Source organism: Zunongwangia pacifica (assembly GCF_023499215.1).
In the GTDB taxonomy this organism is placed as follows: domain Bacteria; phylum Bacteroidota; class Bacteroidia; order Flavobacteriales; family Flavobacteriaceae; genus Zunongwangia; species Zunongwangia pacifica.
This window is the reverse complement of record NZ_JAKHSK010000005.1, coordinates 139,805-160,397: the sequence shown is the minus strand read 5'-3', so window position 1 is coordinate 160,397 and position 20,593 is coordinate 139,805. Positions and strand designations below refer to the sequence as shown.

Genomic DNA, 20,593 nt, shown 5'->3' with positions numbered 1-20,593 from the left:
TTTAATGCAACTAATATGCATTAAATGAAAAGAAGAGATTTTTTTAAAAATAGTAGTCTTTTTGCTTTTGGAGGTTTGGTAAGTAATTTTCATCCAAATATTTGGGTGAATAACAAAGGTAACTTTAAATCCAAAAAGGCAAAGAACATCATATTTATGGTGAGCGATGGGATGAGCAGCGGCACTTTAAATATGGCCGATAGACTTTTACAGGTAAAAAATGGTACGGGAAGTCATTGGTTGGATTTATACCGGGAAGGAAAAATTAGCCGTGCCCTTATGGATACCGCTTCTGCCGATTCTCTGGTGACAGATTCGGCTGCCGCCAGCTCTTCCTGGGGTGGGGGAAAGCGAGTTCCGAATGGTTCTTTAAATGTTTCCGCAAATGGGGAGAAGCATCTTCCTATTCTACAGAAATTTAAAAAATCGGGTAAAAAAGTAGGTTGTGTTACCAGCGTTCCCATTACTCATGCTACTCCGGCCGGTTTTTGTGTGATGCAAAAGAATCGTGGAGACCAGGATAAAATCGCTGAAGATTATCTGGACATCGAATTTGATGTCATGATGGGCGGTGGAAACGAAAATTTTGATGCTGGTAAACGGGAAGATGGTCGTGATCTTTATAGTGAATTTGAAGCCAAAAATTATCAGGTTTTTAGAAAACGAGAAGAACTTATAGATTATGAAGGTTCAAAACGGATCTTGGGCGTATTTGCAGATGAAGCTTTGCCTTATGCCATAGATCGTGCTCATGATCTTTACTTAGAGCAGAATACACCGTCTTTGGCTGAAATGGCTAAACATGCAGTACAGCATTTATCAAAGAATAATGATGAAGGATTTGTATTGCAAATAGAAGGGGGAAAGGTAGATTGGGCAGCACATGCCAATGATGCAGCGGCATTATTATACGATCAGATCGCTTTTGATGAAGCGATAAAAGAGGTGATGGACTTTGCAGAAAAAGACAGGGAAACCCTGGTTATTATTACTACAGATCATGGGAACGCCAATCCGGGACTAATTAAAGGTCGGGATGTAGACCAAAATTTTAGTCATTTACAGGATTTTACCCATACCAATAACTGGTTGCTTCAGGAAATTAAAAAGAAGGCAAATTCATTTTCTTCGATAAGGGAAATGATAGCAAGTGTTAATGGAGATCAAACCATAACCGAAGAAGAAGCAAAAGTTTTGCTCAATTATTACCAAAAGAATAATGGAGGTTTATATAATACGGGTAATTTACCTTACGGCCCTCTTTCTGAAATGCAAAAGAAATATACCTCTATCGGATGGATAAGTATGGATCATTCCGGGGATTATGTAGAACTGGCGGCATATGGCCCGGGCAGCGATCAGTTAAAACCTTTTGTGAAAAACTATGAACTTCATCATTTTATGTTAGAAGTCACCGAAGTAGAGGATAAGTTTTAGAGGAATCAAAAAATAGTTACAATTACCGGAGGCTGAGTGAGATCTTTATAAAAGATGTTATTGAAACTTTTATTTTGGTAATATTTCGATACAAATTTCCTTGAAAGTTCATTCAATGTCCTAAAATATAGCTGTAATCAATAACCGTACTTTTATTGGTGCTGCCAAAGGGTTTAATAACCCAGGGAGTTTAATAAATATAATTCCGGTTGTATATAAAAAAGGCTGTCTAAAATATCCAAGAACGTCATTCTGAACCTGCCTGTCGGCAGACAGGTTTATTTCAGAATCTCATCTGATTGATTTATAAATCATTATGAGAACCTGAAACAATTCCGATAGCTATCGGAGAGGTTGACGAAAATTAGGTTTTTAGACAGTCTCTTTTTAGTTTCTGTAGTTTCAAAAAATAACCGGTAAAGATGGTTGTAAAAAGTGATTAATTGTAAAACCAACCATTATGAAACTTTACCGGCTTTTTTCAATTTAAGGTATTTCTTTATTTGAGGGTAACGCTACGGGTTACATCATTATAAGCACCTTTGATTGGGTTGCCACCTGCATCTAAAAGTTGCAACCTGATTTGTACCTCCCCTTTAGGTAAGCCTTTAATAATGTATGGTTGCCATTTTGTAATCTCAAAACTTTTACCGTTAATAGTCGCTTTTACATAGTTACCATTTTCTGAAAGGTCGGTATTTAATAAGAAGAAATCCAGCATCAGGTTTTCGGTGTCTTTGCCAGAATACTCTCCTTTTGGTCGGCTATAAATTAAAGTAGGTTTATTAAAATCTACATCAGACGGCTGTGAAGATGAATTTCCTACTTTAATGGTTTTTGCGACAAATGAGTTTTCGTTTTTAACCGATTCATGATAGGATCTGCTTAAAAAAGCAACAATATGGTGGGTGCCTTCTGTAAAATCTTTAGAAAATTCAGGTTCGTAGTGTGCCGAATAAGGATTGTTATCCACAATAAAATGAATATGCTGACCTTTTTCTGAATTGGCTAACGTCCTGGTAATTTCGTTTTTAGCTGTTTGTGCTCCTAATTCGTAGTTTTCTACTTCAAATTTAAAATCAATTGTGTTGTTAGGAAATACATTGTCTGTTGGAGCAGCTAAAGAAAGCTTAGCATCACTATAAGCAGGAGAATCAATTAAAGGTTCAATTGTAATTTGCGAAAGACTATCTTCCTGAGCTGTTTCTTCAGTAGGGGGATTATTAGTTGTTTTTTTCTCTTCATTTTTACATGCAGAAAAGCTCAAAAGTGCCACAGCTGCATAAATTGGTAAGGTTTTGTAGTTCATTTTTGTTAATTTTTAGTGCTATTTTTCAGTTTCAATTATTTTAAACAGGCCAGGAATCGTGGAATTGTAGGTTTCCTGATTGCCATGTATTCATTTCAAATTCATTTAAAAGACAGGTGTTTAAATTCTCTTCGAGCTTTTGTTTATCGTAATTTATCCCAATAAAGACCAGTTCATTTTTGCGATCTCCCAGTTGTGGGTCCCAGTTTTGCTCTATGGTGTCCTGATTTTCCAGAAATACAGGATGATCGATACGCTGATTAAACGGCATGGATGCCCACCATACCCCGGCAGGATCTGTTTTAAAGGAACCGCCGGCGCTACTCCAAATAAGCGCCTGATCGGGACGGGAAGCCAGCCAGAATAGTCCTTTGCTCCTAATGATTCCCTGCGGAAAGTTTTCCATTAAAAATTCAAATAAACGTTCTGGATGAAACGGCGTTTTATGTTTAAAGGTAAGCGAAGTGATGCCGTATTCTTCGGTTTCTGGGGTATGTTCATTTTCCAGTTCTTTGATCCAGCCGGCAGAAGTTTCTGCTTTATCAAAGTCAAAATAACCGGTATTAATCACTTCTTTATAATCAACCCGGGCATGCTGCGTTTCTATAATTTTTGCCTCTGGATTTAGGCCTTTTATGATACTATAAACACGTTGTAGTTCTTCTGAAGAGACCAGGTCGATTTTGTTTAACAGAATCACGTTGGCAAATTCAATCTGATCGGTAAGTAAATTTACTATGCTACGATGGTCTTCCTTATCACTGGCCATTTGCCGATCCTGAAGTATTTCTGCGCTTGAGAAGTCATTTAGAAAGTTAAAGGCATCAACAACCGTAAGCATACAATCTATATAGCTAATATCTTTTAAGCTGTACTGGCCCAAATCATCTTCAAAACTAAAGGTTTGTGCTACAGGTAATGGCTCAGAAATACCGGTACTTTCAATAATTAAATAATCAAACCTGTTTTCTTCTGCCAGTCGTGCAACTTCGATCATTAGGTCTTCCCTAAGCGTGCAACAGATACAACCATTGCTCATTTCAACCAGTTTTTCTTCGGTTTTAGAAAGTGTATGCTGATTTTCGACCAATTGCGCATCAATATTTATCTCGCTCATGTCGTTAACGATCACTGCCAGTTTCATTCCTTCACGATTATGAAGTAAATGATTTAGCAGCGTTGTTTTTCCTGCTCCTAAAAAGCCACTAAGTACGGTAACCGGAAGTTTTTGCATATCGCTTTTAGGTATGATTAAGATTATATCTTCAGTTCCTATTTCGATAGCTATCGGGATCGGAATGCTTCGAAATAAAAAATAGTTTTTTACTTTAATATGCTTCAAAAGTATAAAAGAAAATCAATTAAAGCAACTATGTTGCGTTTATATTTATAGGGAAGTTTAAATCTGACTATTTGTAATTAGTAAATAGCCATATCTTAATCGTTTTAGCGATCAATTAGTCTTAGAAATAGGATTAAATGTTGCAATTTCAGCCCCTCAGCCTCACTTTGGTCATGTGAAAAATAGGCAGAAATAGCTTAAAATATTTTATATAGAAAGTTTGAAAACCAAAGGAGTTTTAGTTGAATAAAGCTTTACGGGTATAGGGCAAAATGGTTTAATTGGTCGTATTAATGCAGCGTTTGCAGGTACCAATAAGTAATAACTGTGTTTCCCTGATTTTGTAATTGTCAAGTTGCGGGACTTTTACAGTTTCAGGAAGACATTCTACTTTTCCACAAATTTCACATTGAAAATGAAGATGATTATGAATATGTTTAGGGGGTTCTTCTTTGCAGCTTTTACAGAGCGCGTAAAAAGATTTTCCGTTTTGGCCGGTGACAAAATGAATTTTTCCAGCTTCCACAAAACGATCTAGCATTCTATAAACCGTAGTTTTGTTGATATTATCTGCTAACTTTTCCCTAATTTCATCTGCTGTTAATGCTTTTGTTGCGTTTTTCAAAAGATCTAAGACAGCTTTTTGATGTTTTGTATTTCTGGTTTTTTTCCCTTCAGCAGTTTTCATTATCGTCCTTTTTGATAGGGTAAATTTAAGCTTTATCCATACAATAGAAAATTTTTAATCTCTTAATAAGGGCTGTTGATACTGATCTATTTCTGGTAATTTCCGGTAAAATATTGATAAATATGGCGTTTTTCTGTCATATGGAGGTCTCAAAATTCTCAAAATACTTTCAGGGATATAGATTGCAGATTTGGCATTACTGTTTAAAAAACTAAAAGCAGGCTGTAAGAGCCTGCTCTAGTATCGAATAAATAAAAGTGCAAAAATGCTTAATGTTCGTGATCATCTTCTGAAGGCTGAGACATCACCAGGGTAAGATTGGTTTCAAAACTTAATCCTGTAGTAGTTTGCGCTTCCACTTTTATAAGATATTCACCCTGTGTTAAACTGTGATTATGAGCCACCTTAATCCTTCCGGTTTCCGGATCTATGGTGATGATATTTTCCTCATTGTTAAATGCCGTTCCATCCTTTTCAATACTTAGGATCGAAAAAGACTTTTTATATTTTTCCGGATATATTTGAGGTGCCGGGGATTGGTAATCCTGATGTAGTGCGATTTGTAATCGATTGGTAAGTATGGTAAGATCCAGATCTGCGTAATACATACCGTAAAGGAATTTGATTTCAGGAATAAAGCGTACGCGGAACTGTCTTGTTGCCAGCGCATATCCGTCGCGTTCTAAAGAGGCGATAAGGTCGTAAGTCCACTCGGCTTCCTGTGCGGGGTCACCAGGATTTTCAGCAAATGATACCGCATTTTCCTGTAATATCACTTTCTCATCTGGTCGTCCGTTTTGATGTAATTGCCATTGCGTATTTTCAAGATTTAAAGCAGGAGCCGAGAGGTGATAGGCTATGGCTTCACTATCTTTATACATTTGATAGGCAAATGGAATAACCATGCTATTGTCCATTTCTTCAATTTGAATACGGGCCGGAGCAATTTTAATGAAAAAAGTTTTGCTAACCGGCAAATACATAGGGGAGGAGCTTGCGGTTAATGTCACTTTGTAAGCATCGGGTAACCTTTTTCCAGTAATGGATGAACTAAAATTATTGGGATAAAGTTCTTGGCTATCTACCATCAATTGATTTGTTGCCGCATCTATATAAATTCCCATTCCTAATACTTTTTGCAGGTTTTTCTCACTGGTGATTTCGATATTTTCATTATGAAATTGCAGTTCAAAACTTACATTCATGCTTTGATATTCGTTTGGCAATTCGCCACGAAAATCCTCACCATAAGTGAGTTTAATGGTGTCTGGCAATTGAAGAGGAGCAAGATACCCTACAGGTTCAATTTCTTCGGGTGGCTCTGGTACTTTTTCCGCATCAGTATCAATCATAAAGTCATCATCGCTATCACAAGCGGTCAATAAAAATAGCAGTACGGCAAAATACGCCATACGCTTAGCATAAAATCTGGTCATTGTTTTTTTTGCAACATTAATCATTAATTTATTTAAATGCAACTTTGTTGCTTTAATTAAATTAATGATTTTTATACACAGAATTCTTAGAAGGTTAAGTTGTTTCTAAAAAGGGAATGGAGTTTTTTATGAAATTGAAAGAGGGCATAATTTTTAATTTTTATACTTAACAGTTTTATTTAACTTAAACTTAATCTCGATGAATAATCATTATCTACGCATATCAACTATCATTGATCTTTCAAAAAAAGTATCATGAAAAAAATATTATTTTTAGCAGTTATGCTATTATCTCAGTTAAACTATTCTCAGGAAAAAAGTGAGATTTTTATTGAAAAAGGGCGTTGGGGATTGGGCGGACATTTCTCATTTTCCAGTTTAAAATCTGAAACTTCCTATTATGAATTTAATACAGATTCTAATACGATAAATCTGGAAGTTTCCCCAAATCTTACTTATACTTTTGCAGATAATTGGTTGGTAGGTATTGGTTTAAGATATACCTACACCGATTTGGATGGTGAAGATGGTGCAGTTCACGGTATAGGTATTGCTCCAAATATTCAACGATATTTTCCGATTTTGGATAAATTTGCCTTTAGTCTCGAAGGTTCCGTTGAATATTTTCGTAAAAGGATTCCTTCTTCTGGTGGTAAAGACAATATTTACAAGCGCTATAGTGCAAATATACGACCAGGATTTTCGTATCTGATTCATAAAAGATTTGCTTTTGAAGTTAATACAGGCATTTTGAGTTATGCTAAAATTAAAGAAGAGGGAGAAAGTCGCACAGAATTTAGCAGGTTTGGACTAGATTTCGGGCTATCCAATTTTCAGTTTGGAGGGATTTTCTTTTTCTAAGCCTTATAATTACCAAATTTATATTTGATATGATACTTTAGAATTTGGGAAGGAATGTGTTGACCTATATGGAAAGTAAACTTTAATTTTATGCCCAAATTTTTACAATGACATTTATAAGTTTTATAGGTTGGTTCGGGGCGATAATTTTTATCATTGCTTATTTCCTTCTTAGTGCAGGGTACTTATCGGCCCAAAAACCAACATATCATGTACTAAATGTTATAGGAGGCTTGTGTTTGGTAATTAACGCGGTCACCTTAAACGATTTTCCCAATATTCTGGTAAATATTGTATGGGCGTTGATCGCTCTTTTTGCTATCTATAGAATTACGAAGGATCGCAGGAAAAATCCAGAAGCTTAATGGCATATTTAATATAAAGCTTTTCCTGTTGCTCGTAAGTTTTATCTTTTTGATCAAACATTCCAAGATAATAGTAAGACCCATCGATAAGGGCGAAAATAACTTCTGTAATTTCTGGGACATTATCGTTGGATATCACTCCATGGCTTTTAGCTTCCAGTAATTTTGTTTGTAATACCTGATGAAGTTTTTCCAGATATTTTCTAAAACTGGTATTGAAATCTTCTTTGCGATAAATTAAGGCGTAACAACTATAAAAAACACCATCATCAAAATATTTATTCCATTTTCTGGAGAATAGATCGGTGATAAAATTTTCCAAACTTTTTCTATTATCCATATCCCCATACTCTATAGAATTTACCATATTAAGGTGTTGTTCCAGAATATATTCATTAAGGCCAATTAAAAGCTCATCGCGTGTTTTAAAGTAGTGCATCACCAGGCCATTACTAATCTGCATATCTTCTGCAACTTTGGCAATTGAGGTATTTTCTAAACCAATTTTTTTAGCAATTCTATAAAAAGATCGAATAATCTCCTTACGCCTTTTAACACTTAAACTTTTACGCCCCACTAGACTTTTTAAGCAAATATACCAATTTGATTAACAAAAGCTAATACGTGACTAGTAGTAACATAAAAGCAACATTAATGTAAACTTTTATTAATTGAACGTTCATTCAATTTATTCAATCTACACTATACTTTTGAATTTCAGAATCTAACTTAAAATAACTGTAATGAAACTCAAAAACACTTTCATGTTTATAGTGCTTCTTGTTTGCAGCCTTCAGATGATTGCACAGGGAGATCGCCAAAAGGAGAAAAAGCTCGTATTTATCATTGTAGATGGTATTGCAGCCGATATGATTCCAAAAGCAACCACGCCCAATCTGGATTTAATTTCACAAAATGGTGATTTTTCTGAAGCTTATGTGGGCGGAGGGAAAGGAACTTATTCAGAGACCCCTACCATATCTGCGGTGGGATACAATAGTTTATTAACCGGAGTTTGGGTTAATAAACATAATGTGTATGGCAATGAAATTAAGCAGCCTAATTATAATTATCCTACTATTTTTAGGCTTTTTACTAATGATTTTCCAGAGAAACAAACGGCTATTTTCTCTACCTGGCAAGATAACCGTACCAAACTGGTAGGAGAGAAGTTAGTAGGGACAAACTTTCTAGACGTAGATTATGCTTTTGATGGTTTTGAGAAAGACACCATAAACTTTCCCCATGATCCATATCGGGAATACATTAAAAATATAGATCACAAAGTAGCGAATCACGCCGCAGATTATATTAAAAAAGAAGGACCCGATTTAAGTTGGGTTTATCTGGAGTTTTCAGATGATATGGGACATGGCTATGGAGATAGTCCCCAATTGTATAATGCGATTGAATTTGAGGATCAACTTATTGGAAAAATATATGAGTCTATAAATTACAGGGAAGCTAATTTTAATGAAGACTGGCTTTTTATCGTAACCACAGACCATGGGCGCACTGCTAAAGATGGGAAGCATCATGGGGGACAATCTGATCGTGAACGCAGCACCTGGATTGCGATGAATAAAAAGGGGAATAGCTATTTTAAGGAGCAAATCCCGGGTATTGTTGATATACTGCCTACAATGGTTTCTTTTTTGGATCTTCATCCAGAAAATTCAGTTAAAGAAGAATGGGACGGTATTCCTCTTTTAGGAGCAGTAGATGCTATGGAACTCTCAGCAAATCTTCACGGAGATACTTTAAAGTTAAACTGGAAAGCACTTACAGAAACTAATGATAAGGCAAAATTTTATGTCGCCAGAACCAATAAGGTTAAATATGGCGCTAAGGACGAATATGAATTTTTAGGAAGTGCAACGATAAAAGATGGTACCGCTGAATTTCCTATTGCCAAGAAAGCCGATAGCTATAAAATACTTATGGAAACTCCCAATCATCGATTAAATACTTGGATCGTAACAACCCAAACAAATTAAGCATTATGACTAAAAAGATTACGTTATTGTTGTTTTTATTAGCAACGACTATTGGTTTTTCCCAGAACCAAATTACCGGGGAAATTACTGATAATGATGGAATTCCCTTAGGAGGAGTTAACGTACTATTACTCCATTCATCAGAGGGGATCATTTCTGATTTTGATGGAAAGTACAGTATAGAAGCTACAAGTCGCGATACTCTGGAGTTTTCTTTTATGGGCTTTCGTACCCAAAGAATAGCGGTAAAAGATCAAACAATTATTGATGTTGTTTTAGCAGAAGATGCTTCCCAGTTGAATGAAGTTGTGGTTACCGCTTTAGGAATTAAGAAAGAGAAAAAGGCTTTAGGTTATGCGGTTCAGGAAGTAGGTGGGCAGAAATTGGAAAAGGCAAAAGAACCTAATTTTGTAAATTCCCTTACCGGTCGGGTTGCGGGACTTAATATCAAAAACTCTACAGATTTATTTCAGGATCCGCAAATTAGCCTGCGAGGTTCAAGTCCGTTATTAGTGATCGATGGTATTCCAGATCGTACCACCGATTTATGGAAAGTAAATTCTGATGATATCGAGAGTATCAGCGTTTTAAAAGGAGCTACAGCATCAGCTTTATATGGATCAGTTGGGCGTAACGGAGCGATTATGATCACCACAAAAAAAGGGAAAAAAGGAAAGTTTACGGTTACTGTAAATAACTCAACCATGTTCCAACCTTCTTTTATTAAAGTTCCTGATGTGCAGACTACTTATGGGAATGGAAATCAGGGCGTTTATGCCTATGTAAACGGAAGTGGTTCTGGAACCGAAGGTGGAGGATGGATATGGGGACCACGTTTAGATCAGTTAGATCCCAGCACACCCAGCGGATATTTTGAAACCCCACAATATAATAGTGAAGTTGATCCAGATACCGGAAAACTTATTCCGTTACCTTATATTTCCAGAGGGGCCAATAATATTGAAAATTTCTTCAGAACGGGGATCATTCAGACCAATAACGTTAGTGTAGACTGGGGAAGTGAAAAAGCAAGTTTTAGAACATCCATTTCTAATGTTTATCAAAAAGGTATTGTTCCTAATACCGATTTAAATAACACGTCTTTTAGTCTTGGAGGAAGCTTAAACCCTTCAGAAAATCTCTTCATCAATTCGTCACTGACTTACAATAAACAGTATACCGATAATTTTCCAGAGGTGGGATACGGCCCAACCAATTATCTATACAATCTTGTTTTATGGACGGGAGTAGATGTGGATATTCGTGATTTAAGAAATTACTGGCGAGAAGGAGAAGTGGGCTATCAACAGCGCCATTTCAATATTTCTTATTATAACAATCCCTATTTTCAGGCTTACGAATATCAGCGGGGATATAATAAAGACAATGTTTTCGGAAATTTAAATCTAGAGTATAAACTTACTCCTCATTTAAGCCTAAAAGGTCGCGCGGGAACCAATGTATATAGCTTAAATAGGACCTATAAAGAACCTAAGAGTTATATTGGGTACGGCGACCGTTCCCGAGGTGATTTTACGGTTGTTGATGCCACCTATTTTGATATTACTACCGATTTTGGTTTGAAGTATGAAAATCAAATTGCAGATAAAATTGGCGTTTCTGGAGAATTGGCTTACGTGAATTATTACCGGAAGTCTACCAGTCACTCTACGGCTACAGATGGTTTGAATATTCCCGGATTTTACAATCTGGATAATAATGCTGGGGTTACTTTTATTGCCATTAACAGGGAAGAAAAGGAGACCATTCACAGTTTTTATGGATTTGTAGATTTCGATTTCTACGATACATTTTATTTATCCCTTTCTGGAAGAAATGATAAAGTGTCTACCTTGCCTGAAGCTAATAATTCATTCTTTTATCCATCTATATCAGGTTCATTGGTGTTTACCGAGTTACTCAATACACCAGATTGGTTAACATTCGGAAAAATAAGAGGATCCTGGTCTCAGGTTTCTGAAGGTAAAATAGGTAATAATCCCTATAATCATATTCAGGCATACGAAAAAGGAACCAGTTGGAATGGCACTCCTTCCACATATTTTGGCAATGAGTTGTTATCTTCTGACTTAAAACCGGAAACCTCTGATACCTGGGAAGTAGGATTGAATGCCAGATTTTTGAATAGCCGTTTGGGAATCGATGTTGCTTATTACCAAACTAAAGATTACAACAATTTAATTTATAGTTCAATTTCCCAGAGTAGCGGATATAATAGTATTTTATTAAACGGAGACGAATATAAGCGCAAAGGAATTGAAGTTGTTTTGGATGCTAACCCCATAAGAACCAAAGATTTTAGATGGGATACCCAAATTAATTTAAGTCAGTATCGCAAATATCAGGAAGAAATTTATGGTGATCGAGAACAAACCGATGGCTTTATTCGTGTGGGAGATCGTACAGATAAAATTTATGCCGGCGTATATCAAACCAATGAAGATGGGCAGGTGATTTTTGAAAACGGTTATCCGGTATCTGATCCTTATTCCAGATTTATTGGGTATGATGAGCCAGATCTTACCTATGGGATTTCTAATACATTATCATATAAAAACGTCTCATTATCTTTTCTTTTTGATGGCCGTTTAGGCGGTTTAATGTATTCAACTACCAACCAAAAAATGTGGTGGGGAGGCACTTCGCCCGGTACGGTGAACCAATATCGTGACGATGCCAATAAAGGGGAAAGTACATTTGTAGGAAATGGAGTTAAAGTAGTAGGGGGAAGTGTAACATACGATGTTAGTGGTAATATTTTGAATGATACCAGAACCTATGCTCCTAATGATGTTCCGGTAAACTATATCAATTTTATGCAAACTACCAGTAATGGTTATAATAAAAACTATCACTATTACAAAGAGGATTTTATTAAGCTAAGAGAGTTGACTTTAAGTTACAATTTTACAGAGAAACTATTGTCTAAATTGCCTTTCGATAATCTAAGCTTATCTTTTATAGGAAGAAATTTATGGCTTTCTTCTAAAATACCCAACGTAGACCCAGATCCCGGTAGGGATAATTTACAGGCACCGGCCACCCGAAGCATTGGTATTAACCTAAACGCAAAATTTTAAATCATGAAACGTATAATTTCTATAATAGCATTATTTATACTTTCCTTTTACTTTAATGCTTGTAGCAAAATTGAGGATTTGCAGGAAGACCCTAACCGGGCTACCTCGGTAAGTCCCGAGTTATTATTAACCAATATAGAAACTAAGGCATTTAATAATGTAAGCCTCTCCAGCGCACTTGCTAGCAGATATTTATCGTATACCAATGGTGTTAATTCCAATCAATATTATAACTGGCAGCGTTCGGGTTTTGGAAAGTATGACGATTTAAAACAAGTAAAAAAAATGATGGAAGAATCTGAAAATGCCGGGATAGAGGTTTATCAAATTCTTGGGCGTTTTTTCAATTCCTATTTTATCGTTGATCTTACCCGTACTTTTGGCGATGTACCTTATACAGAAGCGGTTTTAGCTACAGAAGCTATTTATCAACCGGTATATGATTCTCAAAAGAGTATTTATTTAAGAGTACTAGATGATCTAAAATCGGCTTCTGATGATTTAGCCGAAAATGACGAACCCATTGTGGGAGATGTTGTTTTTAAGGGAAATAAATTGCAATGGCGCAAACTTATTAACGCTTATTATTTAAGAGTACTAATGAGTTTATCGAACAAGACAGGAGATAGCGATTTAAATATTAAATCGAGATTTCAGGAAATTATTAATAATCCGTCCCAATATCCTTTAATGACCTCAAATTCTGATAATGGAGCTTTAAATTATTTCAATATACAGGATAACCGTTATCCATATTTTAATGATAATGATTTACAAACCGCTTATTATATGGAGCAAAATTTTGTAGATAAATTGAAGGATTTTGAAGATCCGCGACTATTTAGTTTTGCAGAGCCTAAGCCAAAGGCGGCGAATGCCGATGCAAATGATTTTGAGTCCTATGGCGGATTAAAGGGTAGTGAAGATCTAAATATAAATACCTCAAAAGCTGTTGCGGGAGAAGCAAGTAGGATTGCAGAGCGATACTTCTTCGATCCTGTTAACGAACCTAGTATTTTGATGAGTTATTGGGAGCAGGAATTTATCATTGCCGAAGCGGCCGTACGTTCCTGGATTTCTGTAGATGCTGAAACACATTACAGAAATGGTGTAGTTGCTTCTTTTGATTTCTTTAATACAAAAATCCCCGATGACTATTTTGACAATAATCTTATTGATTTAAATACGGGTAATGAAATTCAAAAGATTTTGGAGCAAAAATATATCTCGATGTTTATGAATACCGGTTGGCAAATTTTCTTTGAACAACGTCGCACAGGATTTCCAGAATTCAATACTGATGGGGCAGTTATATTAAATAACGGACGAATCCCGAAACGCTGGATGTACCCAATGGACGAAGCAACAAATAATGGCAAGAATCTGGAGGAAGCCATTAACAGACAGTTTTCTGAAGGGGATGATATCAATGCCCAAATGTGGTTGCTTAATTAAAATTCATAATCAATTAACAAAAAAAAGGGGGCCTAAGCTCCCTGTTTTTTTTATCTGGAAATTTTATTCGAATTCTCCTTTAAAATTAGCAGATCATTTTCTATTATATTCTACAATTTATGGGATTTTGTAAAATTATAAACCATTAATTTATTGAAAGTTAAAGCTGTTTGTAACATCTTGTCAATTTTAATGTTTATGGGGTGAATTTAAGTAGGAGGGCTTGGTAATCTCCGATTTTTTAACCCATCATACTCCTCTGGTATATTAAAAAGTTCCAATTCATTTTTAAAGCCTTCCGAACGCAAATTAAAATTTTAACAAAATAGAATAGACCTTAGTTATATTATAGTTGTATTGCTAGTAGAGAAAAGGAAAAAGTGTATAATTAAGTTCTCGTAGACATCATCCTTAAGATTATACACTTTTTCTTGTTGATGAACATTATTCAAAAATTTTCAAAATCGATCAGAGTGATTCGGTTACTATCGTCATAGCCATGATTGAAGTGCTGATGAAGCTGCGATTTGGTCTAACCCCATAACCATGAATGCATACAGAGTTTTTGTTATTTTTCTTTTTATAAGTTATTTTTTAAATGCTCAGGAAGCAAATTTTGAAGCTGGAATTGATAATATCGATGGTAAAGTACCATGGAGCAGCAAAGCTTTTAATAACGACACCAGTAATTTTAAATTTGCTATTATTTCTGATCGTACCTTTGGTCATCGTCCCGGAGTTTTCGGAAAAGGCATTAATGCCTTAAACCTCATTCAGCCAGAATTTGTAATAAGTATAGGGGATATGATTGAAGGAGAAACCCACGATCTAGATGAGATTCATCAGCAATGGAATGAATTTGATAGTATACTGGATCATCTTCAAATGAAATATTTCTATTTACCGGGAAACCATGATTACACTAATCAGATTATGGCGAAGGAGTGGGAAAAGAAGCTAGGTCAAAGCTATTATTATTTCAAATATAAGAACAGCCTATTCTTGGTTTTAAATGCCAATGCAGAACCCGATGACATTGCTTTAAGTAAGAAGCAAATAGCATATTTTAAGAAAGGACTGGAAACTCATAAAGACGTAAAATGGACTTTTGTATTTATGCATCAGCCCTTATGGTATAGCGGTAATAACAGATTTAGCGAACTTGAAGAAGCTCTTGCCGATCGACCGTACACAGTTTTTGCAGGACACCGTCATAGGTATAGACAGGAAATAAGAAACGGTAGAATTTACATTGCCCTGGGAACAACTGGCGGTGGAAGTCGATTAAGAGGGGAAAAATTAGGAGAGTTTGATCATGTTACAAGCGTAAGCGTTAGGCCTGATGGTCCAGTGATTACCAATTTAAAATTAGATGGTGTTTTACCAATGGATATTGCACAGCGTAAAGATGATGATAAAATTTTAGCGCTGTCGGAAGCTACAGATTTTAAGGAACTATTTCTTTTTGATGAAAATAATTTAAATGGAAAGATTGCATTAAATATTAAGAATAATGGTAATGATACCATCTATTTTAATGGGAGCCTACAACATCACCAGCAGTTAAATTTCAATACTTCAAAAATTGACGCCAAAATAAATCCTAACAGTAAGAAAGATATTTTTATCTCCTGGCATTTGTTGGAAAGTGTTGATTTTATGGAATTACAAGATATCATATTAAATTACGTGGTATCTTATAAAACTGAAATCAATGAACCTAAATTTGAAATTAGGAGTGATCGACATATAAAATTAAAAAACACAAGCTCCATATTATCATTTAATGCTCCAAGAATATTTATTGAAGATCAAACGGTTAAAATAACTTCAGAATTTGATCAATTCGATCTATATTATACAACGGGAAATGAAGATCCAACGAAAGAATCTGAAATCTATACTTCCCCATTTACAATAAAGAAAAGTACAAAAATAAAAGCTCGCATTATCGATGCACAAACAGGATTTTCATCGAAAATTGAAAGTACAGACTATAATAAAGTAAAGTTTATTCCGGCTACAACTGTACCTAGAACGAAATTGAGCACTGGATTAACCTATAAGCAATTTAATGGTCGTTTTGGAAGCGTTGATGAGTTTAAAAACATGACGCCGGCGAAGGAGGGGAGTGTATTCGATTTTGATGTGAATAAAATTATGCCAGCAGAAGCCGATAATTTTGGTCTGGAATATAACGGATTAGTAGATATTCCCGAGGATGGATTATATATTTTCAAGTCAGTTTCAGATGATGGATCGAAAATATATATAAACGATAAACTGGTGGTAGATAATGATCGATCTACTCCCAATCGAACTGCAATAGGTTATATCCCTTTGAAGAAAGGCTTACATCCTATAAAAGTATTATTCTGTGAAAGAGGAGGAGAACAGTTTTTAGAGTGTTCGTTGAAATTACAGCAAGCTGAAAATTTTATCGATATCACTAATAACATGCTTTTTCATTACCAATGATATCGACCTCTACCTCACCGGGCAATTTTGGGAAATCAGTCTTTAAAGCTAGTCTAACTTCCTGTTGTTAAGTATAAAAAGTAAACAGTTTTAAAATATCATATTCTTTTGGCCTTAAATTTTTGGTCATAGAATGAAAACAAATGAATATATCATGCAAAAAAAAATTAAAGTAGTAGGAGTTTTATTATTAGCACTAATAATGTCCTGTAAACAGGAAGAAGCTAAAAAAACATTTGGTAGGCCATTATTTAATGGTGAAAATCTTGAAGGCTGGACGCAAAAAGGCGGAAATGCAGATTACAGTATAAATGATAGTGTAATTATTGGCTCTACGGTAAAAAATACCCCTAATTCTTTTTTAACCACAGATAAACTTTACGGTGATTTTATTTTAGAATTGGACTATAAGGTAGATTCTACTATGAATTCCGGAATTCAGATTCGTAGTAACAGTATTCCTGCTTATCAGAATGGAAGGGTACATGGATATCAAATAGAGATCGACCCATCCAAAAGAGCGTGGAGTGGCGGAATTTATGATGAAGGCAGAAGGGGATGGTTGGTAGATCTTGATAATAATCCTGAAGCTCAGCAGGCCTTTAAGCAAAATGAATGGAATCATTACCGAATTGAAGCCATAGGAGACAGTATTAAGACATGGATCAACGGAGTGCCTGCGGCTTTTTTAATCGATGATAAAACAGCTGAAGGATTTATTGCACTACAGGTACACAGCATTGGTAAAGATGAGACAGCTGGTAAAAAAATTATGTGGAAGAATATTCGTATTCAAACCGATAGTTTAGAAAAGTATGCTAAACCAATGAATATTGTCCCTGTCACCACTAAAAATACATTGACTTCATCTGAAAAGAAAGAAGGCTGGATGCTTCTTTGGGACGGTAAAACCACAAATGGCTGGCATGGCGCAAAACTATTGGAATTTCCAGAAGAAGGCTGGAAAATCGAAAACGGCATATTAAAAGTTTTAGAGAGCGGTGGAGAAGAATCTTCTGCGGGTGGAGATATAGTTACCGATATGAAATTTGACAATTTTGATCTAAGAGTTGACTTTAAAATTTCAACCGGGGCCAATAGCGGAATTAAATATTATGTTGATACCGATATGAATAAAGGAGAAGGCTCTTCAATAGGATTGGAATATCAATTATTAGACGATGACAATCACCCTGATGCTAAATTAGGAAATCACGAAGGAAGTCGCACTCTTGCCTCTTTATATGATTTAATAAAAGCAGATACAGAAAATGCAAAGAAACCAATAGGAGAGTGGAATACCGCACGAATACGAGCTAAAGATGGACATATAGAACATTGGTTAAATGATCAGAAAGTTTTGGAATATTATAAGAACAGTGATGAATTTCGAAAATTAGTTGAGGAGAGTAAATATGCAAAATGGCCAGGATTCGGCACGATAACAAAAGGAGAAATTTTGTTACAGGATCATGGTAATGAAGTAAGTTTTAAAAATATAAAAATAAAATCCCTTTAATATGACATCAAGAAGAGATTTCCTTTCAAAATCAATTTTAGGAACCGCTGCATTAACTGTTTCTGGAGCTTCTGCGACAGCGATGACCGCCAAAAGTTATAGGAAGATTATTGGAGCTAATGATCGTTTAAGGCTTAGTATAGCTGGTTTAGGAAGAAGATATGGTGCTTTTGTCGACCCAATTTCCAGAAAAAATTCAAACGTAGAGCTGGTCTATTTATGTGATGTTATGGAACACCAGCGAATAGGAGCTTTAAAACGCTTTTCCGGAAAACTTGATTATGAGCCTAAGGCAGAAAAGGATATTCGAAAAGTTTTGGCCGATGATAGTGTTGACGTTTTAATTAATGCCACACCAGATCACTGGCATACGCCCGGATCAATCATGGCGATGAAATCTGGTAAACATGTATATGTAGAAAAACCGTCCAGTCATAATATGGATGAAAATGAGAAACTGGTAGAGGCCGCTAAAGCTTACGATAAAGTGGTACAGATGGGGAATCAGCAACGTTCTTCGTTACATACCCGGGAAATCATTACAGAAATACACAATGGCGTTATAGGAGAAGTTTTTAAAGCTATTGCTTTTTACACTAATACAAGAGGAGAAGTACCTATCCAGAAAAAAGCTCCCGTTCCTAATGGATTAGATTGGGATTTATGGCAGGGACCGTCACCGCGACGGGAATACACAGATAATACCTGGGATTATAATTGGCATTGGTATGGTTGGGATTATGGAACAGCTGAAGCTGGTAACAACGGAACGCATGAAATAGATATTGCACGTTGGGCATTAGGGGTAAATTATCCCGGTTACGCTGAGGTCGAAGCCCATAAAAGACATTTTAAAAATGACGGTTGGGAAATGTATGATACGATTAATGCGAAGTTTAAATTCCAGAATGATCGTATTATTGAGTGGGATTGCAGAAGTCGAAACGGTTATGATAAATATGGAGGGGACCGTGGGACAATTATTTATGGTACTGAAGGAGCTGTATTTGTAGACCGAAATACGTATAGATTGTATGACCGATTGGGTAAACTCGTAAAATCCAGAACATCCGATTCTTTTGAATCTGGTACAGCCCTGGGTGGCGGGGGGAATGTAACCACTGCCCATGTCCTTAATTTCTTTAATAGTATACGAGGAAAAGAAAAATTAACCGCACCTATTGAAGATGCCAATATAAGTATGGCAATGGTTCACTATGCTAATATGGCTTATCGTATAGGGAAAGGCTTTGATATCGATGAAAATACCGGACGTATATATGATCGTGAGGCCATGAAGTTATGGAGCAGGACGTATGAGCCAGGTTGGGAAATTAAAATATAATCAGTAATGAAAAGAAGAAGTTTTTTAAAGAGTACAGGGATGGGGGCTTTTGGTTTTATGGCAGGATTCTCTCCGTTAACTTATCTCTCTGGTAATAATGAAAAGGTAAATATAGGGGTTATTGGAACCGGAGATCGGGGAGGTGGCCTTATTCCGGTAATCGACAGTATTCCAAATTTAAATCTCATAGCCTGTTGTGATGTGTTACCTTTTCGGCTTGAGCATGGGATATCCCGCGCTTCGGGAAAAGTAAAAGGCTATTCGGATTATCGTAAATTACTGGATAATAAAGATATCGATGCGGTGTTAATAGCGACTCCATTTAGCACCCATTCACAAATTGGCATTAGTGCACTAGATGCAGGAAAGCATGTGTACGGAGAGAAAACTACGGCGAAAGGTTACAAGGGTATAAAGAAGCTTTATGAAGCTCGAAAGCAAAGCCCAAAAGTTTTTCAAACAGGACACCAGTATCATAGTTCCAGATTATATACACATGTGGTAGATTTGATTAAAAAAGGTAAAGTAGGTAAGATTACAGCCATAGATTGTCAATGGAACCGCCACGGGAACTGGCGTCGACCTGTACCAAAACCGGAGCTGGAACGCTTGATTAATTGGCGTATGTACAGGGAATATTCAGGAGGTTTGGTTGCAGAATTGTGCTCTCATCAAATCGATTTTACAAATTGGGTCTTAGATGCCGTTCCTAAGCGCGTTATGGGTACCGGAGGGATAAATTATTGGAAAGATGGACGGGAAACTTTTGATAATATTCATCTAATTTATGATTATCCCGATGGTGTAAGAGCAAAGTTTACCTGTCTCACCTCTAATGCCCTAAATGATTATCAAATTAAAGTGATGGGAGATAAGGGCACAATTATATTAGATTACGAAAAAGCATGGTTTTATCCCGAAGGCTATCAGGAAGATAAATTAAAAGGAGATGTAGATGGGGTCTCAGGAGCTACCATGCAATGGGAAAAAGGCAAGGGTATTCCAATTGAAGTAAACCATACCCATTCCTCAAAACAGGCACTTATGGACTTTGCTGATTGTATAGTCGATCATACAGCACCCAAATCTAATTTTAAAACGGGTGCAAAAACAGCAATAGCAGTGCAAATGGGGCTGGATGCAATGTATAATCAACGTATTATTTCAGGAGATCAAAAATTTGATGAATTCATTTAAATATAAATGTTAAAGATTTTGTTAAAAAATATTTCTTATATTAGAATATTAGGAATATATAAT

15 protein-coding genes are annotated in these 20,593 nt (G+C 35.9%); 10 read left to right on the top strand and 5 right to left on the bottom strand.

All coding sequences use genetic code 11. The features are described 5' to 3' along the window. The first annotated feature begins 24 nt into the window (after positions 1-24). Entirely contained in the window at positions 25-1,437 is a 1,413-nt protein-coding gene (locus tag L1967_RS05235; protein ID WP_249600675.1) for an alkaline phosphatase, read from the top strand. Between the two features lie 499 nt (positions 1,438-1,936). Here L1967_RS05235 and L1967_RS05230 read toward each other — a convergent pair whose 3' ends face one another. The 4 genes from L1967_RS05230 to L1967_RS05215 form a co-directional block, all read right to left on the bottom strand. Next, positions 1,937-2,746 carry a hypothetical protein gene (locus L1967_RS05230; RefSeq protein ID WP_249600674.1) on the bottom strand — a complete coding sequence of 270 codons (810 nt, stop codon included), beginning with the start codon at positions 2,744-2,746 and terminating at the stop codon, positions 1,937-1,939. Positions 2,747-2,786: 40 nt separating this feature from the next. Then, positions 2,787-3,980 (bottom strand): GTP-binding protein, encoded by a 1,194-nt coding sequence (locus L1967_RS05225; RefSeq protein ID WP_249600673.1) that lies wholly within the window; start codon positions 3,978-3,980, stop codon positions 2,787-2,789. Positions 3,981-4,365: 385 nt separating this feature from the next. After that, positions 4,366-4,776 (bottom strand): Fur family transcriptional regulator, encoded by a 411-nt coding sequence (locus L1967_RS05220; RefSeq protein ID WP_249600672.1) that lies wholly within the window; start codon positions 4,774-4,776, stop codon positions 4,366-4,368. 269 nt (positions 4,777-5,045) lie between these two features. Next, positions 5,046-6,212, bottom strand: a complete 1,167-nt coding sequence (locus L1967_RS05215) for a hypothetical protein (protein ID WP_249600671.1) — start codon at positions 6,210-6,212, stop codon at positions 5,046-5,048. A 255-nt stretch (positions 6,213-6,467) separates the two neighbouring features. Between L1967_RS05215 and L1967_RS05210 the strand changes: the two genes are divergently transcribed. Next, on the top strand, positions 6,468-7,073 hold the full coding sequence (locus L1967_RS05210) for an outer membrane protein (RefSeq protein ID WP_249600670.1): 606 nt from the start codon (positions 6,468-6,470) through the stop codon (positions 7,071-7,073). Positions 7,074-7,180: 107 nt separating this feature from the next. Next, a complete protein-coding gene (locus L1967_RS05205) occupies positions 7,181-7,438 on the top strand; it encodes a CBU_0592 family membrane protein (RefSeq protein WP_249600669.1) in 258 nt (85 codons plus the stop codon). Here the strand turns inward: L1967_RS05205 and L1967_RS22375 are convergent. Continuing rightward, on the bottom strand, positions 7,404-8,015 hold the full coding sequence (locus L1967_RS22375; RefSeq protein WP_249600668.1) for a TetR family transcriptional regulator: 612 nt from the start codon (positions 8,013-8,015) through the stop codon (positions 7,404-7,406). The genes L1967_RS05205 and L1967_RS22375 overlap by 35 nt on opposite strands. A 187-nt stretch (positions 8,016-8,202) precedes the next feature. On the opposite strand from L1967_RS22375, the gene L1967_RS05195 reads away from it, so the two are divergent. The 7 genes from L1967_RS05195 (at position 8,203) to L1967_RS05165 (ending at position 20,530) form a co-directional block, all read left to right on the top strand. Continuing rightward, positions 8,203-9,435, top strand: a complete 1,233-nt coding sequence (locus L1967_RS05195) for an alkaline phosphatase family protein (RefSeq protein WP_249600667.1) — start codon at positions 8,203-8,205, stop codon at positions 9,433-9,435. A gap of 5 nt (positions 9,436-9,440) precedes the next feature. Then, positions 9,441-12,536: a SusC/RagA family TonB-linked outer membrane protein gene (locus tag L1967_RS05190; RefSeq protein WP_249600666.1), complete on the top strand. Its 3,096-nt coding sequence runs from the start codon at positions 9,441-9,443 to the stop codon at positions 12,534-12,536. 3 nt (positions 12,537-12,539) lie between these two features. Next, positions 12,540-13,991: a SusD/RagB family nutrient-binding outer membrane lipoprotein gene (locus L1967_RS05185; protein ID WP_249600665.1), complete on the top strand. Its 1,452-nt coding sequence runs from the start codon at positions 12,540-12,542 to the stop codon at positions 13,989-13,991. A gap of 546 nt (positions 13,992-14,537) precedes the next feature. Further along, positions 14,538-16,469 carry a PA14 domain-containing protein gene (locus L1967_RS05180; protein ID WP_249600664.1) on the top strand — a complete coding sequence of 644 codons (1,932 nt, stop codon included), beginning with the start codon at positions 14,538-14,540 and terminating at the stop codon, positions 16,467-16,469. Between the two features lie 154 nt (positions 16,470-16,623). Next, positions 16,624-17,988, top strand: a complete 1,365-nt coding sequence (locus L1967_RS05175) for a 3-keto-disaccharide hydrolase (protein ID WP_420856398.1) — start codon at positions 16,624-16,626, stop codon at positions 17,986-17,988. A 1-nt stretch (position 17,989) separates the two neighbouring features. Then, complete coding sequence (locus tag L1967_RS05170) at positions 17,990-19,333, top strand: Gfo/Idh/MocA family protein (protein WP_249600663.1); 1,344 nt, start codon at positions 17,990-17,992, stop codon at positions 19,331-19,333. 6 nt (positions 19,334-19,339) lie between these two features. Beyond that, the gene (locus L1967_RS05165) at positions 19,340-20,530 is read left to right on the top strand and encodes a Gfo/Idh/MocA family protein (RefSeq protein ID WP_249600662.1); all 1,191 of its coding nucleotides are present in this window, start codon (positions 19,340-19,342) and stop codon (positions 20,528-20,530) included. Positions 20,531-20,593 lie beyond the last annotated feature (63 nt).